Origin of the sequence: Paraburkholderia sp. 22099 (assembly GCF_052045835.1) — a bacterium.
In the GTDB taxonomy this organism is placed as follows: Bacteria; Pseudomonadota; Gammaproteobacteria; order Burkholderiales; family Burkholderiaceae; genus Paraburkholderia; species Paraburkholderia terricola.
Genome location: NZ_JBQEPU010000051.1, coordinates 1 through 23,633, shown reverse-complemented (window position 1 = coordinate 23,633; position 23,633 = coordinate 1). Strand labels below are relative to the sequence as shown.

The 23,633-nt window shown below is 62.2% G+C and carries 19 protein-coding genes and 2 pseudogenes; 13 read left to right on the top strand and 8 right to left on the bottom strand.

Annotated features, from left to right (window positions below):
- Nucleotides 1-12 precede the first annotated feature (12 nt).
- The 7 genes from ACTJLC_RS30350 (at nucleotide 13) to ACTJLC_RS30320 (ending at nucleotide 6,313) form a co-directional block, all read left to right on the top strand.
- Nucleotides 13-1,023, top strand: a complete 1,011-nt coding sequence (locus tag ACTJLC_RS30350) for a 2-hydroxyacid dehydrogenase (protein WP_310136104.1) — start codon at nucleotides 13-15, stop codon at nucleotides 1,021-1,023.
- 350 nt (nucleotides 1,024-1,373) lie between these two features.
- A complete protein-coding gene (locus ACTJLC_RS30345; RefSeq protein ID WP_073430287.1) occupies nucleotides 1,374-2,075 on the top strand; it encodes an amino acid ABC transporter permease in 702 nt (233 codons plus the stop codon).
- Nucleotide 2,076: 1 nt separating this feature from the next.
- Nucleotides 2,077-2,826: an amino acid ABC transporter permease gene (locus tag ACTJLC_RS30340; RefSeq protein WP_310120446.1), complete on the top strand. Its 750-nt coding sequence runs from the start codon at nucleotides 2,077-2,079 to the stop codon at nucleotides 2,824-2,826.
- A gap of 27 nt (nucleotides 2,827-2,853) precedes the next feature.
- Nucleotides 2,854-3,582: an amino acid ABC transporter ATP-binding protein gene (locus ACTJLC_RS30335; RefSeq protein WP_154873676.1), complete on the top strand. Its 729-nt coding sequence runs from the start codon at nucleotides 2,854-2,856 to the stop codon at nucleotides 3,580-3,582.
- 109 nt (nucleotides 3,583-3,691) lie between these two features.
- Nucleotides 3,692-4,540 (top strand): transporter substrate-binding domain-containing protein, encoded by an 849-nt coding sequence (locus tag ACTJLC_RS30330; RefSeq protein WP_310136103.1) that lies wholly within the window; start codon nucleotides 3,692-3,694, stop codon nucleotides 4,538-4,540.
- A gap of 366 nt (nucleotides 4,541-4,906) precedes the next feature.
- Nucleotides 4,907-5,662, top strand: a complete 756-nt coding sequence (locus ACTJLC_RS30325) for a glucose 1-dehydrogenase (RefSeq protein ID WP_310136122.1) — start codon at nucleotides 4,907-4,909, stop codon at nucleotides 5,660-5,662.
- A gap of 309 nt (nucleotides 5,663-5,971) precedes the next feature.
- Nucleotides 5,972-6,313 (top strand): hypothetical protein, encoded by a 342-nt coding sequence (locus ACTJLC_RS30320; protein ID WP_310120448.1) that lies wholly within the window; start codon nucleotides 5,972-5,974, stop codon nucleotides 6,311-6,313.
- Nucleotides 6,314-6,356: 43 nt separating this feature from the next.
- Here ACTJLC_RS30320 and ACTJLC_RS30315 read toward each other — a convergent pair whose 3' ends face one another.
- The gene (locus ACTJLC_RS30315) at nucleotides 6,357-6,659 is read right to left on the bottom strand and encodes a hypothetical protein (protein ID WP_310136101.1); all 303 of its coding nucleotides are present in this window, start codon (nucleotides 6,657-6,659) and stop codon (nucleotides 6,357-6,359) included.
- A gap of 109 nt (nucleotides 6,660-6,768) precedes the next feature.
- Between ACTJLC_RS30315 and ACTJLC_RS30310 the strand changes: the two genes are divergently transcribed.
- Entirely contained in the window at nucleotides 6,769-8,607 is a 1,839-nt protein-coding gene (locus ACTJLC_RS30310) for a hypothetical protein (protein ID WP_310136100.1), read from the top strand.
- A 120-nt stretch (nucleotides 8,608-8,727) separates the two neighbouring features.
- Here the strand turns inward: ACTJLC_RS30310 and ACTJLC_RS30305 are convergent, their stop codons facing one another.
- The 3 genes and pseudogenes from ACTJLC_RS30305 to ACTJLC_RS30295 all read right to left on the bottom strand — a co-directional run bounded on the left by ACTJLC_RS30305 (nucleotide 8,728) and on the right by ACTJLC_RS30295 (nucleotide 9,364).
- The gene (locus ACTJLC_RS30305; RefSeq protein ID WP_154873680.1) at nucleotides 8,728-8,919 is read right to left on the bottom strand and encodes a hypothetical protein; all 192 of its coding nucleotides are present in this window, start codon (nucleotides 8,917-8,919) and stop codon (nucleotides 8,728-8,730) included.
- Nucleotides 8,920-8,965: 46 nt separating this feature from the next.
- Nucleotides 8,966-9,081: pseudogene (locus ACTJLC_RS30300) on the bottom strand (transposase); the annotation flags it as partial.
- 130 nt (nucleotides 9,082-9,211) lie between these two features.
- The gene (locus tag ACTJLC_RS30295; RefSeq protein WP_167363291.1) at nucleotides 9,212-9,364 is read right to left on the bottom strand and encodes a hypothetical protein; all 153 of its coding nucleotides are present in this window, start codon (nucleotides 9,362-9,364) and stop codon (nucleotides 9,212-9,214) included.
- Between the two features lie 757 nt (nucleotides 9,365-10,121).
- On the opposite strand from ACTJLC_RS30295, the pseudogene ACTJLC_RS30290 reads away from it, so the two are divergent.
- A pseudogene (locus ACTJLC_RS30290) lies at nucleotides 10,122-10,699 on the top strand (IS6 family transposase).
- A gap of 169 nt (nucleotides 10,700-10,868) precedes the next feature.
- On the opposite strand, the gene ACTJLC_RS30285 reads toward ACTJLC_RS30290, so the two are convergent.
- Nucleotides 10,869-13,286, bottom strand: a complete 2,418-nt coding sequence (locus ACTJLC_RS30285) for a hypothetical protein (protein WP_440846137.1) — start codon at nucleotides 13,284-13,286, stop codon at nucleotides 10,869-10,871.
- Between the two features lie 648 nt (nucleotides 13,287-13,934).
- On the opposite strand from ACTJLC_RS30285, the gene ACTJLC_RS30280 reads away from it, so the two are divergent.
- From ACTJLC_RS30280 to ACTJLC_RS30265, 4 genes are all read left to right on the top strand, one after another.
- Nucleotides 13,935-15,674 carry a leucine-rich repeat domain-containing protein gene (locus tag ACTJLC_RS30280; protein ID WP_310319256.1) on the top strand — a complete coding sequence of 580 codons (1,740 nt, stop codon included), beginning with the start codon at nucleotides 13,935-13,937 and terminating at the stop codon, nucleotides 15,672-15,674.
- An 80-nt stretch (nucleotides 15,675-15,754) separates the two neighbouring features.
- On the top strand, nucleotides 15,755-17,107 hold the full coding sequence (locus ACTJLC_RS30275) for a hypothetical protein (protein WP_310319258.1): 1,353 nt from the start codon (nucleotides 15,755-15,757) through the stop codon (nucleotides 17,105-17,107).
- Nucleotides 17,108-17,141: 34 nt separating this feature from the next.
- Complete coding sequence (locus ACTJLC_RS30270; RefSeq protein ID WP_310319261.1) at nucleotides 17,142-19,616, top strand: leucine-rich repeat domain-containing protein; 2,475 nt, start codon at nucleotides 17,142-17,144, stop codon at nucleotides 19,614-19,616.
- Between the two features lie 26 nt (nucleotides 19,617-19,642).
- A complete protein-coding gene (locus tag ACTJLC_RS30265; RefSeq protein WP_440846134.1) occupies nucleotides 19,643-21,529 on the top strand; it encodes a leucine-rich repeat domain-containing protein in 1,887 nt (628 codons plus the stop codon).
- Nucleotides 21,530-21,679: 150 nt separating this feature from the next.
- Here the strand turns inward: ACTJLC_RS30265 and ACTJLC_RS30260 are convergent, their stop codons facing one another.
- The 3 genes from ACTJLC_RS30260 to ACTJLC_RS30250 all read right to left on the bottom strand — a co-directional run.
- The gene (locus tag ACTJLC_RS30260; RefSeq protein WP_440846132.1) at nucleotides 21,680-22,174 is read right to left on the bottom strand and encodes a hypothetical protein; all 495 of its coding nucleotides are present in this window, start codon (nucleotides 22,172-22,174) and stop codon (nucleotides 21,680-21,682) included.
- A gap of 550 nt (nucleotides 22,175-22,724) precedes the next feature.
- Nucleotides 22,725-23,066 carry a hypothetical protein gene (locus tag ACTJLC_RS30255; protein WP_310319270.1) on the bottom strand — a complete coding sequence of 114 codons (342 nt, stop codon included), beginning with the start codon at nucleotides 23,064-23,066 and terminating at the stop codon, nucleotides 22,725-22,727.
- Between the two features lie 132 nt (nucleotides 23,067-23,198).
- Nucleotides 23,199-23,633 (bottom strand): S8 family serine peptidase (locus ACTJLC_RS30250; protein ID WP_440846130.1); only part of this gene is annotated, 435 nt, incomplete at its 5' end.

The following is a 23,633-nucleotide window of genomic DNA, read 5'->3' as shown; positions in this document are numbered from 1 at the left end:
AGGAGGTTTTCCATGCGTGCATCGGTACTGGTTACCCGTGCGTCATTTCCGGATATCGTCGACCGCCTGCGCGCGAACTTCGACGTGGCCGACAACCCGGACGACACGATCTGGACGCAACCAGAGCTGATTGCCAGGCTGCAGGGCAAGGTGGGGGCCATGACGGCCGGCAGCGACCGGATCGACGCAACCTTGCTCGACGCTTGCCCGCAGTTGAAGGCGATATGCAACATCGGCGTGGGCTACAACAACGTCGACGTGGAAGCCTGTACCGCGCGTGGCGTGCTGGTGACGAATACGCCGGACGTCCTGACGGATACCACCGCCGACTTCGGCTTCGCGCTGATGATGGCAACGGCGCGGCGCATCACCGAGTCGGAACACTTCCTGCGCGCCGGCGAGTGGACCAAAACCGGACGCTACGACATGTTCGTCGGCAACGATGTGCATGGGTCGACGCTCGGCATTCTCGGTATGGGACGTATCGGGCAGGCCATTGCGCGACGTGGTGCGTTCGGTTTCGGCATGCGCGTGATCTATCACAATCGCTCGCAACTGGCGCCGGATGTCGAGGAGAACTGCCGGGCGCGCTATGTCGACAAGGAAACGCTGTTGCGCGAGTCGGATCACCTGATCGTCGTGATGCCTTACTCGGCTAGCTCGCACCACGCGATCGGTGCGGCGGAGTTCAAGCAGATGAAATCGTCGGCCACGCTGACCAACATCGCACGCGGCGGCGTGGTGGACGATACCGCTTTGGCGGTAGCGCTGAACGAAGGCAGCATCGCGGCGGCCGGTCTGGATGTGTTCGAAGGTGAACCGGTTATCTGCCCGGCGCTTCTTGCGCAAAAGAATGTGGTGCTCACCCCCCATATCGGCAGCGCGTCTGTCAGCACGCGGCGCGCGATGGCCGCACTTTGCGCAGACAATCTGATTGCCGCTCTAGGGCACGGCGCAGCGGCCGGCAAGCCGCCGACACCGGTGAACCCACAGGTACTGACACGCCCGACAGCCGCAGTCTGAACGATGACCAGCGCAGCATGCTGCGCCGGCGTAATTCCGCCGCCGTCGTTTCTCAAGCGCGAGCGCTCCGATAAAGGAGCGCGCCGACCGATGAGGCACCCGCAGAGGCGCCACATGCTGGAGACAAACACCATGCAGAACCACGCCTGTCGCCCTGCCGGACGCCGTTCCGATTCATCATTCCCGAAACTTATTGCACCAGAAGAAAGGCATCTGAAACGGTCTTTTTTCGCGGGCTAGTATCAATTCAACACGGGAGTCAATGACGGCTTCCGGGGGATGACGATGGCGCCGTGGGTCGAGTCAGACCGGCATCGTCGCTTCGATCCGAATCATGGGACGTGTGCAACATGAAACTTCACTTTGACCTGGCGACGGTGCTGCGAGGCGACTATGGGGCGCTGTTTCTCCATGGGATCGAGCTCACCCTCGCGATGGCCGCGCTGGCGTGGCTACTCTCGCTGGTGGTGGGCATTCTTCTCACGCTGATCCGCCTGACCAACAATCGCCTCGCGAAGGCGTTTGTCGCGTCATTCGTGGCCTACCATCGCAATGTGCCGATGCTGGTCCAGATCCTGTTCTGGTACTTCGGCATTTCGAACATTCTGCCGGAATCGTTGCAGACTGTGCTGAACCACTACAACGGCCAGTTCATTTTTGCGGTCGTGGCGATTGGCTTGTGCAGCGCGGCCTATCTCTCCGAAGATATCCGCAGCGGATTGCGCGCAATTCCTTATGGTCAGTACGAAGCCTCGCGTGCACTGGGTCTGAACTTCCTGAACGGCATGCGTTTCGTCGTGCTTCCGCAAGCGCTGCGCAATGCAATTCCGCCGATGGTCAATCACGCAGTCCTGCTGTTCAAGAACACCAGTCTCGCGATGGCGGTCGGTGCGGCGGAGCTGACCTATGTCACCCGGCAGATCGAGAACGAAACCTTCCTCTCGTTCGAGTCGTATTTCATCGCCACGGCGGTGTATCTCGGGCTCTCTCTCGTCATCATGCTGTGCGGCGCCAGGATCGCGATGCACTACCGCATTCCGGGAGTGAAGTGACATGCTCGATATCCTGCGCGACAACTGGACACTGCTGCTCATCGGGCAGTATCCGCATGGCCCGCTCGGCGGCATCGTACTGACGATCCTGCTGTCGCTTTCAGCACTCGTCATCGCATTTCCCCTGGGTATCCTGGTCGCCTTGGCACGCATCAGTCCTTTCCGGGTTCTGCGGGCGCCGGCCACAGGTCTCGTCTACATGGTGCGGGGCATCCCACTCCTGATGGTGATTTTCTGGGTGTACTTTCTCGTGCCTGTTCTGACCGGCTATCCGGTTACAGGGTTTGTCACGATGCTGTGCGCACTCGTCATCTATGACTCGGCCTATCTCGGGGAAATCATCCGTGCGGGCATCGAGGGGCTGCCGAAAGGACAGACGGAAGCCTCGCGAGCGCTCGGCATGAGTTACATGAAGACCATGCGCGCAGTCATCCTGCCGCAGGCGCTTTACAACGTCGTGCCGAGCATGGTCACGCAGTTCGTATCGACGATCAAGGAAACCTCGCTGGGTTACATCATCAACGTCCAGGAAATCGCCTTCGCAGCGGACCAGATCAACAACCGGCTGCTGACGAAGCCCTTTTCCGTGTACCTGATTCTCGCCTTGAGTTACTTCGCGCTGTGCTATGCGCTCACACAGCTTGCGCAGTATCTGGAGCGGCGCGTAACGCGCAAGCGGGCCGGTGTTGCATCGAGGACCCGGAAGGCGGCCAACGTTGCGCTGACCGATCCGCTACCCACCGAGAACTAGGCGCTCAATCACTTCGAGGTATTTCGCATGATCAAGTTTTCCGGCGTCAACAAATGGTACGGCGAATATCACGCTCTCGTGGACGTGAACGCCGAAGTTCGCAAAGGCGAAGTCGTGGTGGTCTGCGGACCGTCCGGATCGGGTAAGTCGACACTGATTCGCACCGTCAACCGGCTCGAGGAGATCAACCGTGGGCAGATCTTCTTCGACAGTCAAAATATTCACGACAAGAAGCTGGGTCTGAATGCTTACCGCAGCCGCGTCGGCTTCGTGTTTCAGCAATTCAACCTGTTTCCGCACTTGTCGGTGCTGGACAACATCACGCTTTCGCCAATGCGAGTGCACGGCCTCAAGCGCGCGGATGCGGAACGTAAAGCGGCGGATTTGCTCGCGCGCGTCGGTCTGTCGAACAAGGCCAGTGCGTTTCCGCCGCAATTGTCCGGTGGTCAGCAGCAGCGCGTCGCTATTGCGAGAGCACTGGCGATGGATCCGCCGGCAATGTTGTTCGACGAGCCCACCAGTGCGCTCGACCCGGAGATGGTCGGCGAAGTGTTGAACGTGATGAAGCGCCTCGCGCAGGAAGGCATGACGATGATGTGCGTCACGCATGAGATGGGGTTTGCACGCGAGGTTGCCGATCGCGTCTGGTTTATGGATGCAGGGAAGATTCTCGAAACGGCGGAGCCGGCAGAATTCTTCTTGCGCCCGAAACACGAGCGGGCGCAGCGATTCCTGTCCGATCTTCGCTCACATTGAGGCAAGCAGGGCGGTATGGCTTTCTCGGCGCAGATACAGATTCAGATTCGGTTTGACCACCGTTGATCAGCAGTCGATTGCTTTACACATAAACTTCAGGAGCATCACGATGCAGGTAAAGAAGATTTTCGCGGGGATGCTGGTCGTTGGCGGCGCGGTTGCGTCGATTGCCCCGGCGCATGCTGATCAATTGGCCGATATCAAGGGCCGCGGCGAGTTGAGCTGCGGTGTGTATTCGAACGTTGAGCCGTTCTCGTATCCGAACGCGCAGACGCGTCAGCTCGAAGGCATGGACGTGGACCTGTGCAACGCGGTGGCGAAACAGTTGGGCGTGAAGGCGAAGCTCGAACCGTTGGCTGTCGAGGCGCGGATTCCGCAACTGAAGCTGGGGCGTGTCGACATTGTAGTCGCCAACCTGGCCTACACCAAAACCCGCGCTACGCAGATCGCCTTTAGCGACTCGTACTACTCCACCAAGGAAGTCCTTGTTGTGAAGAAGGCCGACGCTGGCAAGAAACTGATCGATTTCGCGGGCCAGAAAATCAGCGCTGCCGACGGCTCGACATCCGCTCAGTCGATTCCAATTTCGATCAAGGATGGCCAGGCGGTGACGTTTCACGATACCAGCTCGGCGTTTCTCGCACTCGAGCAGAACAAGGTCAAAGGCTTCGTGACCAATCAGATGACGGCCACGAAGATCGCGAAGCAGGTGGACGGCACGGACGGCGCGGTGGCGATTGCGTCGGAGCCGATGCTGATCGAGCCGATCGCGGTGGGCTTGCGCCAGAACGAGCCGGCCATGCTGAGCGCGGTCAACAAGGCCCTGGCTTTGATGGAGCAGAGCGGCGAGATGAGCGGTATTTTCGACAAGTGGCTAGGACCGAAGACGCCTTATGGCCTGACCCGGACCGACAAGGTCACGCCGATCGACCAGCTCAAGTTCACGCCGGTATCCTGAGGCAGAAAGTGTGTGATGCAGCGGTGCGCAAAGCCGCGACAAGATGTGTCGCGGAGTCGCGTTGTGCGATAGTGACCGCGAGCCGTGGCTGAACCGCCTCGCCGATCGGGTGGATGATATGCATGGGACGGCCGTGCTTTCCTGTTCCGCGTTGAGACGTTGCTATCGGGAGCGCATGCGGCGGGTCAATTCGCAACGCCGGAGTCACCGGTTGGTGAGGATGGTGTGCTCCACCTTTCCGCTTCGCTGCACAGCGTGCGCAGTCGGACAGAGGTCATGCAATGGCTGGACGCGCCAAACGGTACTGGATGGAAGTCGGACGAATCATAGAGTCGAAGAGGAGTCGAGTTGAACAACAATCTGAAGATGTTCGATCTGTCGGGGCGTCGTGCTCTGGTTACCGGGTCGAGTACGGGTATCGGTTATGCGCTGGCCAAAGGATTGGCAGGTGCCGGCGCCGAAGTGATTCTGAATGGTCGCAACGCGGCCAGGCTGGCTGAGGCTGTCAGCCGGTTGCGCGATGAGGGGGCGACCGTTCACGCCGCGAGTTTCGATGTGACGTCGGCCACTGAGGTCGACGCGGCGATCGCCGATATCGAACGCGAAATCGGTGCGATCGACGTTCTCTTCAACAACGCCGGCATGCAACGCCGTGCGCCGCTCGAACAGTTTTCCCATGCCCAATGGGAAGAGCTGATGAAGACCAATGTCGACAGCGTGTTTCTGGTTGGCCAGGCGGTCGCACGGCACATGATTGCTCGCAAGCGCGGGAAGATCGTCAACATCTGTTCGGTACAAAGCGAACTGGGCCGTCCCAACATCGCGGCCTACACCGCGAGTAAAGGCGCGGTGAAGATGCTGACGAAAGGCATGGCCATCGACTGGGGGCAACATGGCATCCAGGTCAATGGCCTTGGGCCGGGCTACTTCAAGACGGAGCTAACGGAAGCGCTCGTCAACGATGAAACGTTCAGCAACTGGCTGATTGGACGCACGCCATCGCGACGCTGGGGCGATGTGGAAGATCTCGTCGGCGCTGCTGTGTTTCTGGCGAGCGACGCTTCGAACTTTGTGAACGGCCACATTCTTTACGTAGATGGCGGAGTAACTGCCACGTTGTAACCCCTCGATCGCGCCTCCATTGGAATCCACGGCAGCTTGCCGCTGCTGCAGCGTTGCATTCGACAGGAAACCGCCTGAGTCGATACGCACCACATTCGCATTCGCTCGCTTGGCTGGGTCCGCAGTTCACCGACATACTGTACAAGCGGCGCGCCGTATACATCGAGTGCGCGATCTTACGCTGCGACCCACGCAATCGTTCGCGTTTGCGATACGAAGATTCGTTTCCGGCCCCGAACCGTCTGTCATTGGCATGCTAACGTGCCCCAGTCCATCGACATCGTCCGATCAAAGACCAAAGAAACGCCCATGACATTTTCCTTTGAAGAAGCACTTTCCAGTGCACAACAAACAAAACTGAATCGGCGCGCACTGGTCGCGCTAATCGACCGGGCAGATACCCGCTGGTGGGGCGGGCATGTCGACAACTGGAAGCCGGACGAAGCGCTGTTTTCCTCCAGTGCGGCATTGAAAGGTTATCGGAAACTGGTGCACCGATTCAAGGAGGGCGAGACCGCCAAGGCGCACGTGCTGATGATGCACAACGACGGCACGTTTGGAGCCGTGATGCTTGGCATAGAGTCAGCCGAGGAGGCACGACAGCTTCTAGATGAAACGTTGGAAGAAATCCGGATCAGGACTCTGCATTGACCAGGTTTTTTGTCGCGGAAGCTCGCGACAGTGCTGGAGATTTTTAACGTGCGGCATCGCCGTCCTCGCCTGCCCGTCGAAGTTTCGTAGCAATCGCCGTCGATTCGCTTTCCTGCGCAGCGCGGTCGGTGCGTTGGCCCCTAAGCTGATCGGCAACGCAATACTCGCCGGAAATCCACCGTCCGGCGTTTTGGAGAAAGTAGATGTCGAACAAGGGAGTCGGAAGAATCTCGTCCGGCGGAAATGTTCCGCCCACACCCGCAACCCCCTCATCGAGCGACTCGCGGGAGCCGTCCGCCGGCGCCGCACGTAGCGGCACACGCAGATCGCCGGGAATTTCCGGCATGCCGCAGCGCGCAGTCAGTCGGACCGCGGCGAGTGCCGCCGCCCGTCCGCAGCCTCGAACAGGCGTGCTGCCCCGCGCATCGCAAATCGGTGCCACGGCTTCGCCCTCCATGACCCGGCAACAGCTCGAGCAACTGCAGGCACTATCGAAGCGGCTCGCAATTTCCTTTGATCTCGCCGAAGCAAGCGTGGACGATGAACAGAAATGCCGCCTCTACAGGGTCGCATTCAACGATGCCAAAAAAGCGCAGGCGCTTTGCACCGACCCCATGCTGGGCAGCCAAAGAACGACGCTGGAAGGAATCGGCGTACGCGCCGCTTCAGGGCTTCACGCGGTGGTGGCCAGGCTTATGCAGGCGACATCGTTCGAAGGGGGACCGATCTTGCCCCGGACCGGCGGCACTGCCGGCGACCAGGCGGCACGGCTAGCCCTTCGGCATCGCATGGACTTGCAACTCAAGCAGTATGCCGACTCGATCGCGGAGTTCGCCGATCACGAGCAGTTTGCCAAAGCCACGCTGCATGACCTTGACTGCGGGCTCGCTCACAACCCGGAACACGACGAGGTGACGCGAGACAATTGCGGGCGCATCGAGATCGCCTTGCGGTACATGCGCGGCGCCTTTGCCGCGTTTGCCGCCGCGGCCCACGGCGCGCGGCTGCGAACCTACGAGTGGCCGGATGAAGTCGTGCAATCGCTTGATGCAATGGATCCGATCTTCAGCAACATCCATTTGCTGTCGGCTGCGGTAACGAGCATGAGCAAGGATCCCAGCACAGCCGAGGCCAGAACGAAGCTGTTACAGGATATGCGGTTTGGGCTCGGCAGACTCGAGCGCGCCGCGGATCAATTCGCGCAGCAGGCCGCCGAGCATTGGTCGTCGGACGGCGAAGGGCCACAGCGATGGCAGGGCGCACTCAACTACATGGACGCGCTCGCCGCTTTCGCGTCGCCGTTCCTTGCGGCGATACGCGACGAGGCTGGCACGGTGGCATCGTCGTCCTCCGCCGAGCCCGCGGTTCCGGACAAGTCTGAGCCGACGCGCGCCAAAGCGGCATCGTCAGGCATGGAAAAAAGCTTGAAGCGATCGCAGCGCCGTGCGCGCGCGAAAGGCCTCTCAGCGACGCCTGACGTCACCACCTCTTTCGAGGCTGCGGTGCGGGCCGAGGTGCTCAAGCTCGCGGATGCGCAATTCAACAAGGAAAAACGGTTGACTCTGGATGCGGTGGACGAGGTGCATGCCGACCCGCTCGCGCTCGCGCGCAAATTTGGAAAAGACACGAGCGTCATTGATGCGATGACCGGGAACGGTGAGGATCCGGGGAGCATCGCGCACATCATTCGCAATTCGGCGCAGTCGTGGTTCGGCAGCGTCGATGCATTGCATAATATGCGCCGCAAAATCGAATCCTTGCCGCAGGATGGAGAAACGGGCGAGCGCCTCGCTCGCCTGAACGAACGGATAGCCGTGCTCCAACCGATAGAGGCCCGCATGAACGCGGACGAATCGGATTCGCTCAAGCGCAACGCCTATCCGAAAGCGAAGCACATCGATCGTCTGATCGACATGCACGAGATCGCTGCCGTGAGGGCGCCGGTCATGCTGCCGTCCGAAGGCGATGACGGCACGCAGGGCAGGCTGTTCGAGTTGCGTGTCGAGCCGCGACCGCTCTCGGACGGTAGCATGGCCGAACCCTTGTTTGTCCATGTTCATACCAGGCAGCCCGTGAGCGAGAGAGCGAGCCTGTCGCTGCCCTTTGAAGCATACGGCGCGATCCACGTGAAGACCGACCGGCAAAGGACGATGGGCCCGCGCTGGGAGGAAATTCAGCGGAAACTCGGCAATCTTGACGCCAGTGTCCATCGTGGAAAGCTTAACGAGTCGTTGTGGGCCCGATTGAAGAGCATGGCCGGAAGGCACCTGCAACGACCGGGGTCGGGGTCGTGAGTATGGCAGCGTTGAATCGTCGCCTCGTTGAAGGGCCAGCACGCGAGCGGCTGAGTGCCGGGGCACCGCGCTCGTATCACGCACCGGCACCCGTGGATATCGCCGCACTGATCGCGACGATCAGGATGACGTCGGAACTAGTACTGACAGCTCTCGCACTCCCGACACCGACTGCGTATTCTGTGCGTTGAGCATGAACGACAGGGCGGCCGTGCGCTGGGCGGCGAGCGCCTCCAGTACATACAGCGTCGGTCGCCGCCAAATGCTGTCGTCGCCGAACGTCTGGGCGATCTCGGCGTCGATCTTTGCCAACTCGGCCGTGCGTGCCGGCGACGCGGGCTGCGTCTCATGGTGGCCGAGTGCGGTGGCGCACGGTCGCGAACGTCGGCTCAATCGCATTCGTCGTCCGCAAATGCTGCCAGTGCTCGGCCGGAAGTCGTAGAACGCCAGCAGGCTCTCCCGGTCCTTTTTCAACGCGACCTTCTCGCAACGATGAGCCGGATCGAGAGGTGTTCGAGATCAAGCCACGTTAAGGATTCGGTCAGGAATCGCGGACGATTCCCGACCGGCGCACCATGCGCGGCCGGATGGCGCGCCGATGCACTTAGCCGACGATGTCCTTCGCGGCCTTCAGGCCCATCGTCGCAATCTTCGCGAGCGTGTTGGCCTTATTGATTTCGTTCTCTTCAGCCATCGCCTGGTAGATTTCGGCGGTTGAACTGTTAGTTGCTGCTGCGCTGGAAACAGGTGCACTCATGGTTAATATCCTTGAAAAAGACAATTGGTACAACATTTAAACGTTCCGCCCCATGCGGAACGTCGGGGAAAAAGTGCGTGCCCGTCGGGTTGAACACGACTGCTCGCGTGCAGCGCACCACTCGTAAAAGGGCGCGCCGCGCTACATGCGCACTGCTACATCAAGGTGCCGCGTAATTGCGCCACGGCGCGAAGTCCCTCCACGCCGGCCCGGAGCTTCAGTGCTGCCGGTAACGGTCGAGCGCGACGCCGCGGCGTTGGCCGCCGTATCAAGTGCGTCCGCCAGTTCGCGAATGCCGCCCGGACTGGGGAGGCTGCGCCACGGCTTGCGGCACATCGGCAGGCACGTCGCTCAGTTTGTTGGTCACGCTTCGTACGTTTTGGTCATCCTCACTCAGAGGTAGTGTTGCCGAGCAGGTCGGCGAGTTTTTTGCCGCCGTCGCTTGTTCGCTCGTTCGACGTCGTATCCTCTCCCTTCGTGATGAGCCGTCAGCATCGACTCGATCAGTTGCAGACCGGATGGACAGCGTGCTCCGCTCGTTGCCAACTGAATATTTAGTCGCTCCATCGCTGATCAACAGGCCCAGTGCCAATAAAATTGTTGCTGCACGCAACTCTATCTGAGAGCCGGCACGGAATCGGTCAGTACGCGAATTGCTTTGGACATAAACGAACCTTTTCTGGTCGTGATACAGAACGGTTCTGTCGCGCTAAGGCGTTGCGATAAAGTTCGATGGATAAAATTTCTGAAGCCCGGGATGAAGAAGATGCTGCGAAAGTCCATGCCGGCGGAATTGATGAAGGTTCTGATACGACTGCACTATCCGCTGGACGTGGTTCTATTGTGCGTGCGCTGGTATGTGGCGTACTCGCTGACCCTGCGCAATCTCGAAGAGATGAAGGCTCAGCGCGGCTTCGAGGTTGATCATTCAACCGTGCATCGCTGGGTGATCAAGCTTGTGCCGTTGTTCGAAAAAGCATTCCGCAAGCACAAGCGTCCGGTCGGTAAGCGCTGGCGGATGGACGAGACGTATGTGAAGGTCAGTGGCGACTGGAAATACCTCTATCGCGCAGTGGACAAGGCCGGCCAGACGGTTGATTTTCTGTTGCGAGCGCATCGAGACAAGGCTGCGGCGCGTCGCTACTTCGAGAGAGCCATTGACCAGAATGGCGCGCCGGAGACGGTCAAACCGATGAAGGGCTTCAAGGATTTTCGTTGTGCCCGCCTCATCCTGTCTGTCATCGAAACGATGCATATGATCCGGAAAGGACAGTTGAAAAGGAGCATGGAACTCATCAATCTACCGCCGAGCAGCTTTACTCCTTGATGATGTAAGCAGGGTCCTTCTAATCTAGTTCATGATTGTCTGTATGGCTTATCGCGACAGAACCGCGGCACGTCCATACATGATGTCTGGGCCGGACTCGATCCTGAAATGGCGAACGCGATAGGCAAAGAAGCGTGGCTTGCCGTGAACATATTCGGTAATGTCGTATGAAGCGGGCTATGCCGCCACCACGAGGCCGGGGTTATTCGGCGCGATGCAATAGGCCCCCGGCTGCGCGCGATTGAGTTCCTCCAGCACCGCGATCTTCACCGCGTTGTTTCCTTGATGGCCCACGACGTATTTCGTGCGGTTGTTCAGATTGCCGGCATCGCGGTGATATCTGAGCAAGGACACGGCCAGCCCGGCCGCGACGCCTTTGGGTCGGCCTGACGAGGGCGGGTTGACGCAGATGCGGTTCGCGTGGAAGTCCATCGTGTTGGTCGACGCGTTGTACCCTGCATAGGGTTGAAAGATCCGTTCCTCGATGGCTTGTTCGATCAAGGCTCGGGCCGGCGCCGCACGATTCGCGTCGCCGTACGCTGAGATCACCGCGCTGTACGTGACGAGATCGGCTCGCCGCGAGGCGTCGCTACGCCCGAGATGCCCCACCTCTTCGAAGAGTGCCTGGGCGTCGTCGAGGCGGCCTGCCCTGCTGCATGCGATGATGGCCGCGTTATAGGCGCCGAGGTCCGGCGCTATCGAAGCATCCTGTCTCGCCGCATCTTTCATTTCACTCAGCAAGCGCAGTGCATCGTCTACGCGGCCAGCCCTACCGCACGCCGAGATCGTCGCGCTGTAAATCGCCACGGTTGGACGCATCGCGGGGTCTTTCCGGCCCACTCCTTTGAGCCGGTTGAAAACATCGAGCGCTTCGTCAGCGCAGGCATTCGTCTCCAGTGCGGAGATCACAGCGCCATAGGTTGCGACGGTAGGGCGCATCGCCGGATCGTGACGCGCCAACGTTTCGATTTCGTCTAACAGCGCGAGGCTGTCGCGTGCGCGGCCCGCCTCGCCATGGGCGGAAATGGCCGCGCCGTAGGCGATGACAGTGGGACGCATCGACGAGTCGTGCCGAGCCAGATCCTTCAACTCGGCGAAGAGCCGGATCGCCTCATCCGGTCGACCGCCTTTGCCACACGCGGAGATCGCCGCGGTATATGTGACGACGTCCGGTCCCATCGGCAACCGTTTGATTTCCTGCAGCAACTCGAGAGCGCGGTCGATCCAGCCGGCGCTTTCACAGGTCGAGATGGCCGCATTGTAAGTGACCACGTTCGGGCGCATCGACGCGTCCTGGCCGCCAAGATGCTTGAGCTCATCAAGCAAAGCCAAGGCTTCGCGCGGAAGCCCCCCTTTGCCGCACGCGGTCAATGTCGCGTTGTAAGTGATCGTATCCGGGCGCATCGAGGCATCCGTGGCCGACAGCCGCTTCAGTTCGCCTAGCAGCCTCAGGGCTTCGCGCGGCCGGCCCGCGTTTCCGCAAGCGGAGATCGTCGAGTTGTAGCTGATCGCGTTCGGACGCATCGAGCGGTCGCGGAAAGCGAGCGCTTTCATTTCCTCCAACAGGTCCAGGGCTGAATCCGCCCGGCCGGCTTTCGCGCATGCCGCAATCGCCGCGTTATAGGTAATGTTGTTCGGGCGCATCGACCGATCTCCCGTGGCCTGCTGCTTGAGCTCCGCCAGGAGCGACAGCGCTTCGGTGGCACGGCCGCTCCTCCCGCACGCCGAGATTGCCGCGGTATAGCTGATGAGAGTTGGGCGCATGGACGGGTCGTCGACGGCGAGATGCTTCAGTTCGTTGAGCAGTCGCAGCGCGTCGTCGGGGCGACCGGCTTTTCCGAGCATTGAAATCGTGGCGTTGTAGGTGACGACGTCCGGCTTTATCGACGGATCGCGTTTGGCGAGATCGCTCAGTTCGGTGAACAGCCCGAGTGCTTCGTCGGATCGCCCGGTTTTGTCGCACGCGGAAATCGCCGCGTTGTAGGTGATGACGCTCGGCTGAATGCCCGCTTGCTGCACGGCGCGGAACAGCTTCATCGTCGTCGAGAAGTTGCCGCTCATTTTCAAAAGCGAGGCTGTCACCTTCAGCACTTCGTCCGGCGCGCGCCTGCCGGCCTTGTACTGCGCGATTATCGAATCGTTCGAGCGATTGTCGGCCTCGTTGGGCCCAGCCGGCCGGATGTTGGATGTCCTGCGCCGCGGTAACCCAGGTGCGGTGCCGGTGCCGTCTGTTCCGGGAACCGCTTGAGGAGCGACCTGAATGGCCGCGCGCGTTTCCCCCGAATGGCTGCTTACGTCGGCAAGCGGCCTGAGGCCGAGTCGCGGCCGCTGTGCCGAGTCTTGCTCCACGTTTGCCGTTCGCCGCGCGTCCAGGCCGTTACCCCGCGTGTGTCCGGCATGGTCAGCGTCCGGAGAGCGGTGCCCTGCAGCGGTGTCGCCGGCGGGAAAATGTCCAGCCAGTGTGATGAGACGCCGCGGTGCGTTTCCCAGATTCCCCGTGGGGCGCGGCTTGATGGCTCGCACGCCCGCGAGGCCGTCGAGTTCGCCGCCAGGCTGTCTGCGGCGGCTGCCCGACAGAGGTTCCTGATCTCGCATTGGAGTCTGCGCCGGTCCCGTTACGAGCGCATCGCCTGCAGGAGTGGGGGCGACCCTTGTCGTTTTCATTGATTCATGGACGGAAATGAGAGGGAGTCTTGCTGAAGGCCCTTGGATCATAGCGTAGACCTGTGGGTTCTGACTTGTCGCGAACTGATTGCCCGAGCAGGCTTCCGGCACGGTACGTCGCAATCTACGCGGCCGGCCATTGTCGGTGTGTGCAGGGGAGGCGAAATACCGCTTCCAAACTCGAAACTCAGCCGTAAAACGGTTTAAGGCAGGCCCGGCGCCGCACACTTCGATGGCGTGAGAGATGCATGCCGGCCTCGACGGCATTGCGTCACATTCGCCCGATGCAAACGTTTCCTGAGTTTCGTTTGGTTCGCCGTTTTTTCTCTTGCGCCACATGGGTCGGCGCCGGTGCGGTGGAAGATAGCGCCTCGCGCCCCGAAACCGAAGCGCTATTTCTCATTTTCGCCGCAACCGAAACTCCGTTCGCTATCCGCTCACGCGGCCGGCGACAACGGACGGTCATGACCGATGTCCTGCGCTTTTCGCCGCAGCCTGACGTCCATGGCATGCATCACGCATGCTGCGACGCACTTGGGCAATGTAAGTGGGCGAAATCTGGCAACGCAGGGCTATCGCATGGACTACTTCAAATACGGCGACGTATTCAATCACGCACAGTTCGTTGAGGCCTACAACAGCCTCTCTCATCCGGCAAACGCGGGTGAGCAGGCGAACGGCATGTCACCGCAGGCCGGCGATCAGGCGGCGCAGCCGCGCCGGCGGGCGGTGGCCGGCGAACTCCAGGCCCTACAGAATCTGCGCCTCGGCGACGCGGCAAAGCCCCGGCCGCCACGTCCGGCTCAAAAGAACCCCGCAGAAGGGGGGACTTCCCGGCCAGGCGCGAAGACGAAGCAGCCGGAGGCCCCTTTCGAGGAGCGGGTCCAACAGGATTTCGAGCGCTGGCTGACGGGCGGCGCCCCCACTGCTCAACGGGCAGATGCCGCGGCGCGCATCGAGTATGCGGAGCTTGAGCAGGAGCACGCCCTGACGCTCGACGGCCTCTCGCTGGGGCGGATTCCGGCGAAGGTCGGGCAGTTCGCGCAACTCCGGGCGCTCCGGATCGGCGGAAATCAACTGGACCATCTGCCCTCCGCGGTGACCCGCCTGAAGCAGCTGCAAACGCTCGACGCGCGAGACAACCGAATGACCGAACTGCCGTCCAACATCGGCCGGCTGCCATCGTTGAGGCATCTCAATGTCGATTCGAACCGACTCGAATCGCTTCCGCACGAGCTTGCGGATCTCGCACAACTCGAAGCGCTTTCCGCCCGTTCCAATCGGTTGAGACTCGTTCCGCCACGAATGGGTGCGCTGAAGAATCTGAGAGAGCTCGATCTCGCACAAAACCAGCTTGGTGACATTCCGGGCACCTGGGGCCCGTTGTTCGGATTGCTGGGGCGCCTCGATCTGTCGCACAACCAGCTTCAGCAGCTTCCGTCGACGTGCGAGATACCTGTGCGGAAGCTGAACCTGAATGTCTCGGAGAACGCTTCGATGGCGAGCTTGCCGACCGTCTTTGGCGGGTTCGGCTATGCAGCGAAGCTGAGGCTGACCGCCGCGGACGACCACCAGTTGAAGAACGCCGGCGGCAGGGTGAAGGTGAATACCAGAGGGACGAACATTCGGCAGGGTCTAGTGAACGAAGCTCGCCTCGCCGCGGGGCGGGGCATCGAGAAAGGTCGTGCCGTCCCGGGGCGGCACCGGCCGCGCCTCGTTCCGCTGGAAGGCAGCGACTGGAACTCGACGAGTTCGGAACTGAGCTTCATGCGGGACCACGAGGAAGCCGGGGAAATCGAAGGCCTGCAGCACGTGGGGCAGGGGGCGGAGGCGGACGAGACCTGGGGCGAGCGCCGCCTTCAGGCGTGGGCGGAGGGGCTGGCCGAGCAGTATGCCTCCCGTCATTTCCCGGCGCAGACGAGCACCCCGGCGCTTGCGCCACAGCAGGAACCGGAACCGGACCTGTGGACAGCGGCACGCGTTGATATGTTTGATATCGAGGGGGCCGGCGGCGCTCCATCCGTATTGCCTTCGCCGCCGCCCGCGCCGCAACGGCGGTCCGACTTACTCACGGCGCTCCATGCCGAACTGGAGCGATTGCCGCAGCCCCAGGCGAGTGCCGTCGCCGCCTACCTCAGCAGTGTCCCGCAACACAGGCTGGCCTTCGCGCTTGCGCAACTGCGCAACGGTCCGGGGGGGCGCATGCAGGGTGACATGGCAGGAACAATGCCGATGCCCGGTGCGGCGGCAGCAACGGCGCGCTTGAATGACGCGGCGGCACCGTGGTTTGAAGTGCAGCAGCCTTTCGGACCGGTTTGATTCGAAAAGGGGTGGCGGCATCGTCTGATGTTCGCCGCCGTATCGGTAGTCTCACTAATTAATCGACTGGATGAAATGCAATGAAAAGCAGAATCAGTGGCAGCGGCAAGTATGCAGGACTCGAAGATGACATGTCGGATCGGGCAAGCCGGAACTCGGGCTCGGGAGAGTCTGGCGGAAGCAGCCGGCGGTCCCGGTCCTTAGGCGGGCACACCGATTCGCTCGCCTCGTTTCGTTCGGCGCAACAGGCGCGCGCCGAACGAGACACGGGCCAGGACTACGATCTCGCTTCCCTCCAGAGCTACGCGTCGAATGCGTTTTCGGATCATTCCGTGGCTGCCGACGCTCGCCCCGACCGCGAGTCTTCCGGAAAGGCGAACGAGGAAAACGCTTCACTCAAAAGTTTCGTGTCCTACCTCTTCGCGGATGACGACGACCATCAGTCCCATGCCTCTTTGTACTCGAATCACGGCCCGACATACGCGGCCGCTTCCCCGAGTTACCGCACAGGCGATGCAGACGCCATTTGGGGGATGGACAGGGCCGAGTACGAGGCCGTTCAACGCGAGGAGGGCATGCCGTCTATGGAAGACGAGTCGACGAGAAGCGACACGGCTTCGGTCCTGTCGGATGCGTCCCAGCGGACCTACCATACTGCGCGGACACACCTGTCCGATGCGAGCGGTGGGTCGTCGAGACCCGTTCATTCGGACAGGCAGCGGGCGACGCCGAGCCTGATGGAGACGGCTCGCGCTCTTGCCGCCGGATCGGAGCGGAGATCCACCGGCAGCGACGAATCGGATGCGACCTCCAATCGGCGATTGCGACGGTTTGCCCGATCACAGCTTTCCACCGACGTCGCGTCGTTGATCAGTACCCCGTCCAACTCGACCGAACAGGCGCGATCGCGTAACTCGCGGCAATCGCAGACGACGGCGCGGACGGCGAACTCGACCAGGGTCCCCTCGGCTGCGTCCGGCCATTCTGACCGCACGCAGCGCAGTACCGCGAATACCGCAAGCATCCTGGCGAGAGCGCAGCGGCATGTGCGCTGGATTCCGCCCCGTTCACAGGCGCCGAACCTGACCACCATCCAGGATGATATAGAAGGCGATGAGTGGTCACACCTGCAGAGTGGACTGAGCCGCATCAGCCGTGACCTCCGACAGCGAGTCCTTTCGGGCGCGAGCGAGGCGACGTCACGTCTGCGTCAGGAAGCGTCGTACCAGCAGCGACGGACGGAAATCCGATCGGCCCGCGACGAGCGCGAGAACTCCATGGCGTCCGTGTCGTCGGGCTCGTCTCGTGAAAGCGATTCGCAGGTCGTTGCACGCCTGCGAGGGGAAACGTGGAATGCCGTCACGCCGTCGGACGGCCGCGCCATCGACAGAAGCTCCGCAACGCTGGACGACCTCACGCGCTATACACGCTGAAGGCTGCGACAAACAAACGCACTCGGGAAGAAACATGCTGAAGAAAATCGCGTCAAGTATCTCGACATCGGTTAGCCTGCCCGGCTCCTCGTCGAACAATGCGCCGGCCAGGTCGAAATCTGGTCGCCGAAGCGAGCACGACTTCGAAACACTGAAGTGGATCAACGACAAGTATCGGGAGAGCAACGAGCTTCGCAGCAATGCGGCGGATAGGCTCACTGCAGCCGGGCCGGGCGGCGAAGTCGACCTCGAGCAGATGGGGCTGACGGATCTGCCGGATCATCTGCTGGCTCGCGTTGCCGACTCGCGCAAGATCAGGCTGAAGGGCAACAGTCTGAACGAAGTGCCGCGCAGGATGTTGACGTTCGCGAAGCTCCAGAGCCTGGATCTCTCGCGCAACAAGCTTGATGCGCTGCCTTCAGAAATTGGACAGCTGACGAGCGTGCGCAAGCTGGACGTGTCGCATAACCGGCTTGCCGAGCTTCCGCCAGCCGTCGGCCAGCTCACGAAGCTCAAGTCCCTTCGGGCGGGGAACAATGCGCTCGAATACCTGCCGGCATCGATCGGCAACCTTACCAATCTCCGGAAACTGTCGCTCGGCGAAAACCTGCTGACGAATCTGCCGTTGCAAATCAACCGGTGCTCCAGTCTCGAGGAGCTCGATATTTCGCGAAACCACTTCGAGAAGCTGCCGGAAGCGGTCGGCTCGCTCATGCAACTGCGCAAGCTCCGCATTGGCGACAACGATCTGACCGACAAGGTGTTCGAGGTTGACGACGTGGAAGCGGAGGGGGAAACGGAGCCGGGCCTGGCGATAGACAGGGCGATCCCGGAGTCTGTCGGCCGTCTGAAGAACCTCAGGGAACTCGACGTATCGGGTAACCCGCTGACGTTCCTGCCGAGCGACTTTGGACCGTTGGCATACGCATCGACAGGCAGGATGACGGTCAGGAAATTCACCGACCGGCCGTCGGTTTTCCCGGACCTGGAAATCCACATCAGGAATACGCCGTTACCCGTCGAACTTTCAAAGGATGGCCGCCTGCCGCGCCTCGCCACGGTTCCCCCTGTCCAATATAAGGAGCTCTATCAACCGCCCCATGTGCGTGAGCGAAGCGTAGTGGACGAGGACGACCTCGAACCGCCGCTTGACGCATTCGAGGAACATCCGATCTCCAGAACGGCTCGAGCGATGCCCGAAGTCCTCGCCGCACAAACGGCACTGGGCGGTGGCGGCCAATCGGTACTCAACGAATTGCTGCGTTCGCTCGCCGCGGGCGGCCAGGCGGCGGCCAGCGGTCATGCGGGAATGCCGCCTGTTCGCCCGCAAACGGACAGGGGCGGATATGCGGGCGAGCCCCTGCAACGCGTTGGGCAAGGCGGGCAGAACGTGACGTTCGCCGCGCGGGGGATCGACCGCCCGTCGAGCGGTGCTGCCGCAGGCCCATCTTCGGGGCCGGACAATACGCGGCCGTTGTCCCGGACCTCGTCGAGCACCTCGTCACGTGCATCGTCCCGCGGATCGTCTCGCGCGCCGGGCGGCCATCCGACGAGGGCGCCGCGCAACGACGCAGGGCATGCGGCCACAAACCCGCCGGCGCAGCAGGCTCAGACGCAAATGCCGTACGCCGAAGCCCACATGGCGCACCATCTGGGGCAGCCGTACCTCTCGCAACCGTACCCGTTGCAGCCGCCCTACGCCCAGGCCGCATATATGCAGCCGCCGTACCCACCGTCAATGTACGCACAGCCGGGGCCCGTCCAGGCCGCTCAGAACCCGGCGCTCGCCGAGCTGTTCCGTGCTTTGGCGGTTTCGTCGAGCGGGCCGCAGCCGCCGCAGCCGCTGGCGGCACCGTTGCACACGCCGCAGCTTCGCAAGTCGTTGTTCGACTATTCGACTGCGGCGCCCGCCCGAGCCGATCGATTCGCAACCGACATGGTGGGCGTCCGGCAGATGCAACACGCGAAGCTCGCGGGCCTCGCCACCCGGTATACCGAACGGATCTATCCTCAGGGCCGATGGCTCGAACGCTGCGTGATGCAAGCGAAGGCGGGCCATAGTGCGCCGCGCGATCTGTGGAATCTCGTCGTCATGATGTTCCGTCAGCACGTCATCTGCGATCTGGCCGAAAAGGTTGCGAAAGAGAACGCGAAAAAGCTGGCCGAGGATCCCAGCAAGACCCACCTCCAGATAGAGCCGTTGCCGATCGCACTGATGTACCAGGTGCTCGTCAGTCGCCCCAACGAGCTTGAGATTCTCGGCTTCGACGATCTGCGCAGGAGGCTGGACGGAACCCCGGCTTTACAAACGATGTTCGGGCACATGGCAACCCCTGAGCAACACGACTTTTTCCGGCACCACATCATGAAGGAAGTGAAAGAGGCGGAACAGCGCGAGGGCGGCCGCGATCTGGCCGCGTTCGCGGGAAAGCAGGAATTCTGGCAGACGTTTCTGCGCGAGCAACAGCTCGAAGCGGAAATGGCGTGGATGTCAGAGAACCACTTCTGATCTGCGCACGCTAAAGGAAACGCCATATGAAAAACGCGAAGCTGTCAGGTCTGCTGTGCGGCGCAAACATGATCGATTGCATGCCGCACGCGCCGCAGGCGCGCGACGCCCGTGCGCCTCGGCCGGGCGTGCCTGGTGGGCGCCGCCCATCCCTGTCGCAACTGCGCGAGGGCGGTCCGCTCAGTGCATTGGGTCCGCGCCGCCCGCCCGGCTTCAAGGAAGGGCTCGACGATTGGAAGGGGCGCGCCACGGGGCCCGAGCAACAGCGTGCGAAAGCGACCGAACTCATGGAGAACGCGCACGCAGACGGGAAAGAAGTGTTGGCTCTCTCGAAGCTTGGATTGACGCGGCTACCTTCGCAGATCGGCGCGCTGAAGAAGCTGCAGTTGCTCGACTTGAGCAACAACAAACTGACCAGGCTTCCTGCGTCGATAGGAGAGCTGGAGAAGCTGACCCGTCTGTTCGTGGATTCCAACGAGCTGGAAAGCCTTCCGGACGAAATACAGAACCTCAGTCAGCTCAAGCGCTTCTCGGCGGCGGGAAACCGCTTGTCGCAGTTGCCGGAGTCGATGCACAAGCTGGAGCGCCTGAGTTCCGTCGATCTGAAGTCGAATCAGATATGGACGCTACCGCCCGGATGGGCCGAGCTCCTCACCCGGCTGCGCAGGCTCGACCTTTCCGACAACCAGTTGAAGCAGCTGCCGGAACTGCCCGGCAATGACGCTGCCGGCGCGCGGGACGACGTTCGGGGCAAGACGCTGGATGTGGATCTATCGAACAACGGGATCGCGACGCTGCCGATAGGCTACGGCTCGTTCCGTTATCACGCTCAATTCGATAATCACACGCTAGTCAATGTCGCGCGCACGATCGTCGTGCGCACGGCGAATACGCGTATCCGCGAGGGCCTCGTGGCGGCGGGGCGTCTTGCTTCAGGGCGCGGCGTGTCCGCTCACGAAGCGCAGATGTTCGCGCGCCAAAGCCGCATGTCGGCAAGGGGCAAGGCGCCGATCGCGGAAGACGACGCGTCGCTCGGTTCGTTCGGCGACTACGTCCGGCGGCATGGCGAACCGGGGCAGGCTGCCCTCTTCGAGAGGTCGCCTGAAGCGGCGGCGGAACCGGAACGCGGCGAACTCGGCGAACTCGGCGAACAGCCGGAATGGACGAAGCCGGGGGGCATGTGTGGACCGGGCGAAGTCGCGGACCTGTTTGCGGCCCTTGGAGCGCCTCGGGCGGGGAAGGCCGGCGCGGGTTTCATGAACATGTTGGCTGCGGAACTGCGGAGCCTGCCGGAATCCCAGCGGGCCGCAGTGCTGACCCAGCTGGCAGCCGTACCGCCGGCAGTCCTCGAGGCTGAACTTGCGCGTATGCAAACCGGATGGCAAGGCGGCGCGGCCATGCCGTGGCCCTTGCCTGCGGCACCGCGGTTCCCGACGCAGACGGTTCCACCGTTTGGCGCGCAGCCCGGTCAGCATTTTGTGCCGCCGCTCGGCACGTGGCCCGCTCAGCAATTCGCGCCACCCGTCGCCGCACAGTCCGAGTCGTCCGGCGTTCGACCGCCGCCCGGCGGCACATCCGATGCGTGGGGCAGCTTGAAACAGCCTTGGTCGGATGATGCCGCGCCACCATGGGCAAGCGCTCGCACGAACCGATCGGGCGTGCCGCAAAATGATGCCGATCGGTGGGCTCGGCCGCAATGGGCCGCGCCGGCCGCGCAGCAAGAAGCCGACGAGCCGGAAATGAACGGCGCATACAGTAGTTGGACACATGAGTTTGACGGCTACGCATGGACGAGTCCCCCGAAAGCGACGATTACGGCGCAACTGGTGTTGCAAACGGAGCCCGAGCAGCCGGATCTCCTCACCACGCTCGAACGTTTCATGAGGATGGTGAACGGCGATCCGGCGCAATGAAAACGCGTCACCGTAGCCGGGTCGAGAGATGAAAAGCGCGAGGAGCGCGATCCGCATGCGAGTGGAAGTCCGCTCGATTACGGTCGAATTCCTTCATGTTCAAAAAAGATGCAGCTGACTCGGCGGCAATGCCGGCGGCAAGCGTCTGGATCAGTGTTTCCTCAGTAGAAGCCAGCTAATAGGAGTGAATGCGGTGAGCAGGATTAATCGCAGTAGTAGTGAACGTAGCGACATGTCGTTGAGCGGTCCATCTGTCACGCCATCAGTCGCGCAGAGCGTACAGGAATCCAGGCAGAGTACCCGTAGCGCAATGTCGAGCGCTCTTGCACAACTGTCATTGCGGTCGCGGAAGCCGGGCTCACGCCAGAGCCAACAACCCCGCTCGAATGCTCCGTCGGAGCGGACTGTAATCAGCCGCGAGCCGGTGGACGCCGCGTCGGTGCTGAGCGACAGGAGCGCGGCGACGGGCCGCTCGAATGCGTCGGTGCTGGGCGGCGCCAGCCAGAGCAGCCAAGCCCGCTCACAGGCCCCGTCGGGCCGGACCGCGATCAGCCGAGGAGCAGCGGACACCGTGTCGGTGTTAAGCGACGCGAGCGCGGCGACCGGCCGCTCGAATGCGTCGAACCATTCGACTCGGAGCAGCACCGCGCTGCATGCGCCGGCGGCGAGCCTCGGGCTGGGCTCTCATCGCGACGAATTGGGTCGTACCGGCCGGGGTTCATCGCAGGCGAGCGGTGGCACGTATGCCGAATGGAAAGCGATGCAAGAGAATCGGCGGCGGACCGAGACGTCTGGATCGGAGTCGCCATCGCCGTCCCTGCAGAGTAGCTCGTCGTCCGGCCGGCGATTCAAGCCTGGATCCTTGGCTTCCCGGGTGCTGGACACAGCGAGCAGCAGATTGAGCACAGCCCTTGGTCACAGGCCGGCATTTACGGTCACCGGCGATCCCAGCAAGATCCCGACCACCCCTCGACGAGAGTCTCCCTACGAGCCCGACCTCAGTAATCCTGCTGTCGCGCTGGCGGCACATCAGTGGGATCCGGTGGCATATCCGAGCGCCGAGCCCACGGAGTCCCGAGTAGCATCATTGAGGATGCCGTAAACGACGCGAGAGTCGGCGGTCGCTTTCGCCCTGGCCCGCTCCCGTCACAACGAGAGTTGACTGACCTGCCCCTGCCGGCAAGGTGGGGTCGCTTCACCGCTGCTCAGGTGTCGAGGGCGGGCCGGCCGGAAAGATGCCGTCGCTGGTTTCGCCGTCGTACTTGCGCTGCGGCCCCGCGCATGCCGTTGTGCGTTTCGCGTCCTGCTCGCGTCGATGGGACACAAGCTCGTCGCGTATCTGGGCGAGGGTGGCGCACGAGGTGCGCTTGTCGTCCGGCATTTGCAGGAGTTCGCGGACGATGGCGAGGACGGCATAAGTCGGGCTCGCACGCGCGGCATCCGTGGCCGCCGTGGCCGCTTCGTCGATGCGCGTCGCCGTTTGCACGCCGATGAGCGCCGCCCCGTCGGAGAGCATGTGCCACACGGCGGTGAGCATGGAAGCGGCAACGGCGAGGATGGTTTTCTTTGGGCCGCGTCGTGCTTTGATGCGTAGAACTGGGCATGCAGAACGCCTGCTGGAAGAACACCTTCGTGAGAGTTAACCGACGCCGCGTTGCCGCATCTCCGTTCAACGGGCGGCCTCGACGCACGTGTGACGAAGCGCCTCGACCGCCCGGCATGCGTTGATGACCCGGACATGCTGCCGGCTCGGACCGCTCGTCTGGTCGAGCAACGTTTCGATCGAGCGCGCGTCGAGGTTGGGCTGCAAGCCGAGCAGCAACGCGATGGTGCCCGTCACATTCGCTGTCGCGAACGACGAGCCCGAGACAAAGTCGTAATGTCCGCCGGGCGTGAGGGTCAGGATGTCGTGGCCGGGCGCGTAGAGCACGCGCGCGGTGGAATCGGAGGCGGGGCCATTCGTCGCGCGTGCCGACGCGCGTGCGGAGTCCACCGCGATCACGCCCGGCACGCCGACCGGAAACGCCTTGAGGTTGCCGTCCGGCAGCACCGCGCCCACCACGATCACGCCTTTTCTCACCGACAGTTCGATCAGTTGAGTGAG

Coding starts and splice junctions, on each gene's coding strand:
- ACTJLC_RS30330 (WP_310136103.1), top strand. CDS start 3,692: ATGCAGGTAAAGAAGATTTTCGCGGGGATGCTGGTCGTTGGCGGCGCG.
- ACTJLC_RS30335 (WP_154873676.1), top strand. CDS start 2,854: ATGATCAAGTTTTCCGGCGTCAACAAATGGTACGGCGAATATCACGCT.
- ACTJLC_RS30280 (WP_310319256.1), top strand. CDS start 13,935: ATGGACTACTTCAAATACGGCGACGTATTCAATCACGCACAGTTCGTT.
- ACTJLC_RS30345 (WP_073430287.1), top strand. CDS start 1,374: ATGAAACTTCACTTTGACCTGGCGACGGTGCTGCGAGGCGACTATGGG.
- ACTJLC_RS30325 (WP_310136122.1), top strand. CDS start 4,907: ATGTTCGATCTGTCGGGGCGTCGTGCTCTGGTTACCGGGTCGAGTACG.
- ACTJLC_RS30270 (WP_310319261.1), top strand. CDS start 17,142: ATGCTGAAGAAAATCGCGTCAAGTATCTCGACATCGGTTAGCCTGCCC.
- ACTJLC_RS30295 (WP_167363291.1), bottom strand. CDS start 9,364: ATGAGTGCACCTGTTTCCAGCGCAGCAGCAACTAACAGTTCAACCGCC.
- ACTJLC_RS30320 (WP_310120448.1), top strand. CDS start 5,972: ATGACATTTTCCTTTGAAGAAGCACTTTCCAGTGCACAACAAACAAAA.
- ACTJLC_RS30285 (WP_440846137.1), bottom strand. CDS start 13,286: ATGCGAGATCAGGAACCTCTGTCGGGCAGCCGCCGCAGACAGCCTGGC.
- ACTJLC_RS30350 (WP_310136104.1), top strand. CDS start 13: ATGCGTGCATCGGTACTGGTTACCCGTGCGTCATTTCCGGATATCGTC.
- ACTJLC_RS30265 (WP_440846134.1), top strand. CDS start 19,643: ATGAAAAACGCGAAGCTGTCAGGTCTGCTGTGCGGCGCAAACATGATC.
- ACTJLC_RS30255 (WP_310319270.1), bottom strand. CDS start 23,066: ATGCTCACCGCCGTGTGGCACATGCTCTCCGACGGGGCGGCGCTCATC.
- ACTJLC_RS30340 (WP_310120446.1), top strand. CDS start 2,077: ATGCTCGATATCCTGCGCGACAACTGGACACTGCTGCTCATCGGGCAG.
- ACTJLC_RS30310 (WP_310136100.1), top strand. CDS start 6,769: ATGACCCGGCAACAGCTCGAGCAACTGCAGGCACTATCGAAGCGGCTC.
- ACTJLC_RS30315 (WP_310136101.1), bottom strand. CDS start 6,659: ATGCCGGAAATTCCCGGCGATCTGCGTGTGCCGCTACGTGCGGCGCCG.
- ACTJLC_RS30275 (WP_310319258.1), top strand. CDS start 15,755: ATGAAAAGCAGAATCAGTGGCAGCGGCAAGTATGCAGGACTCGAAGAT.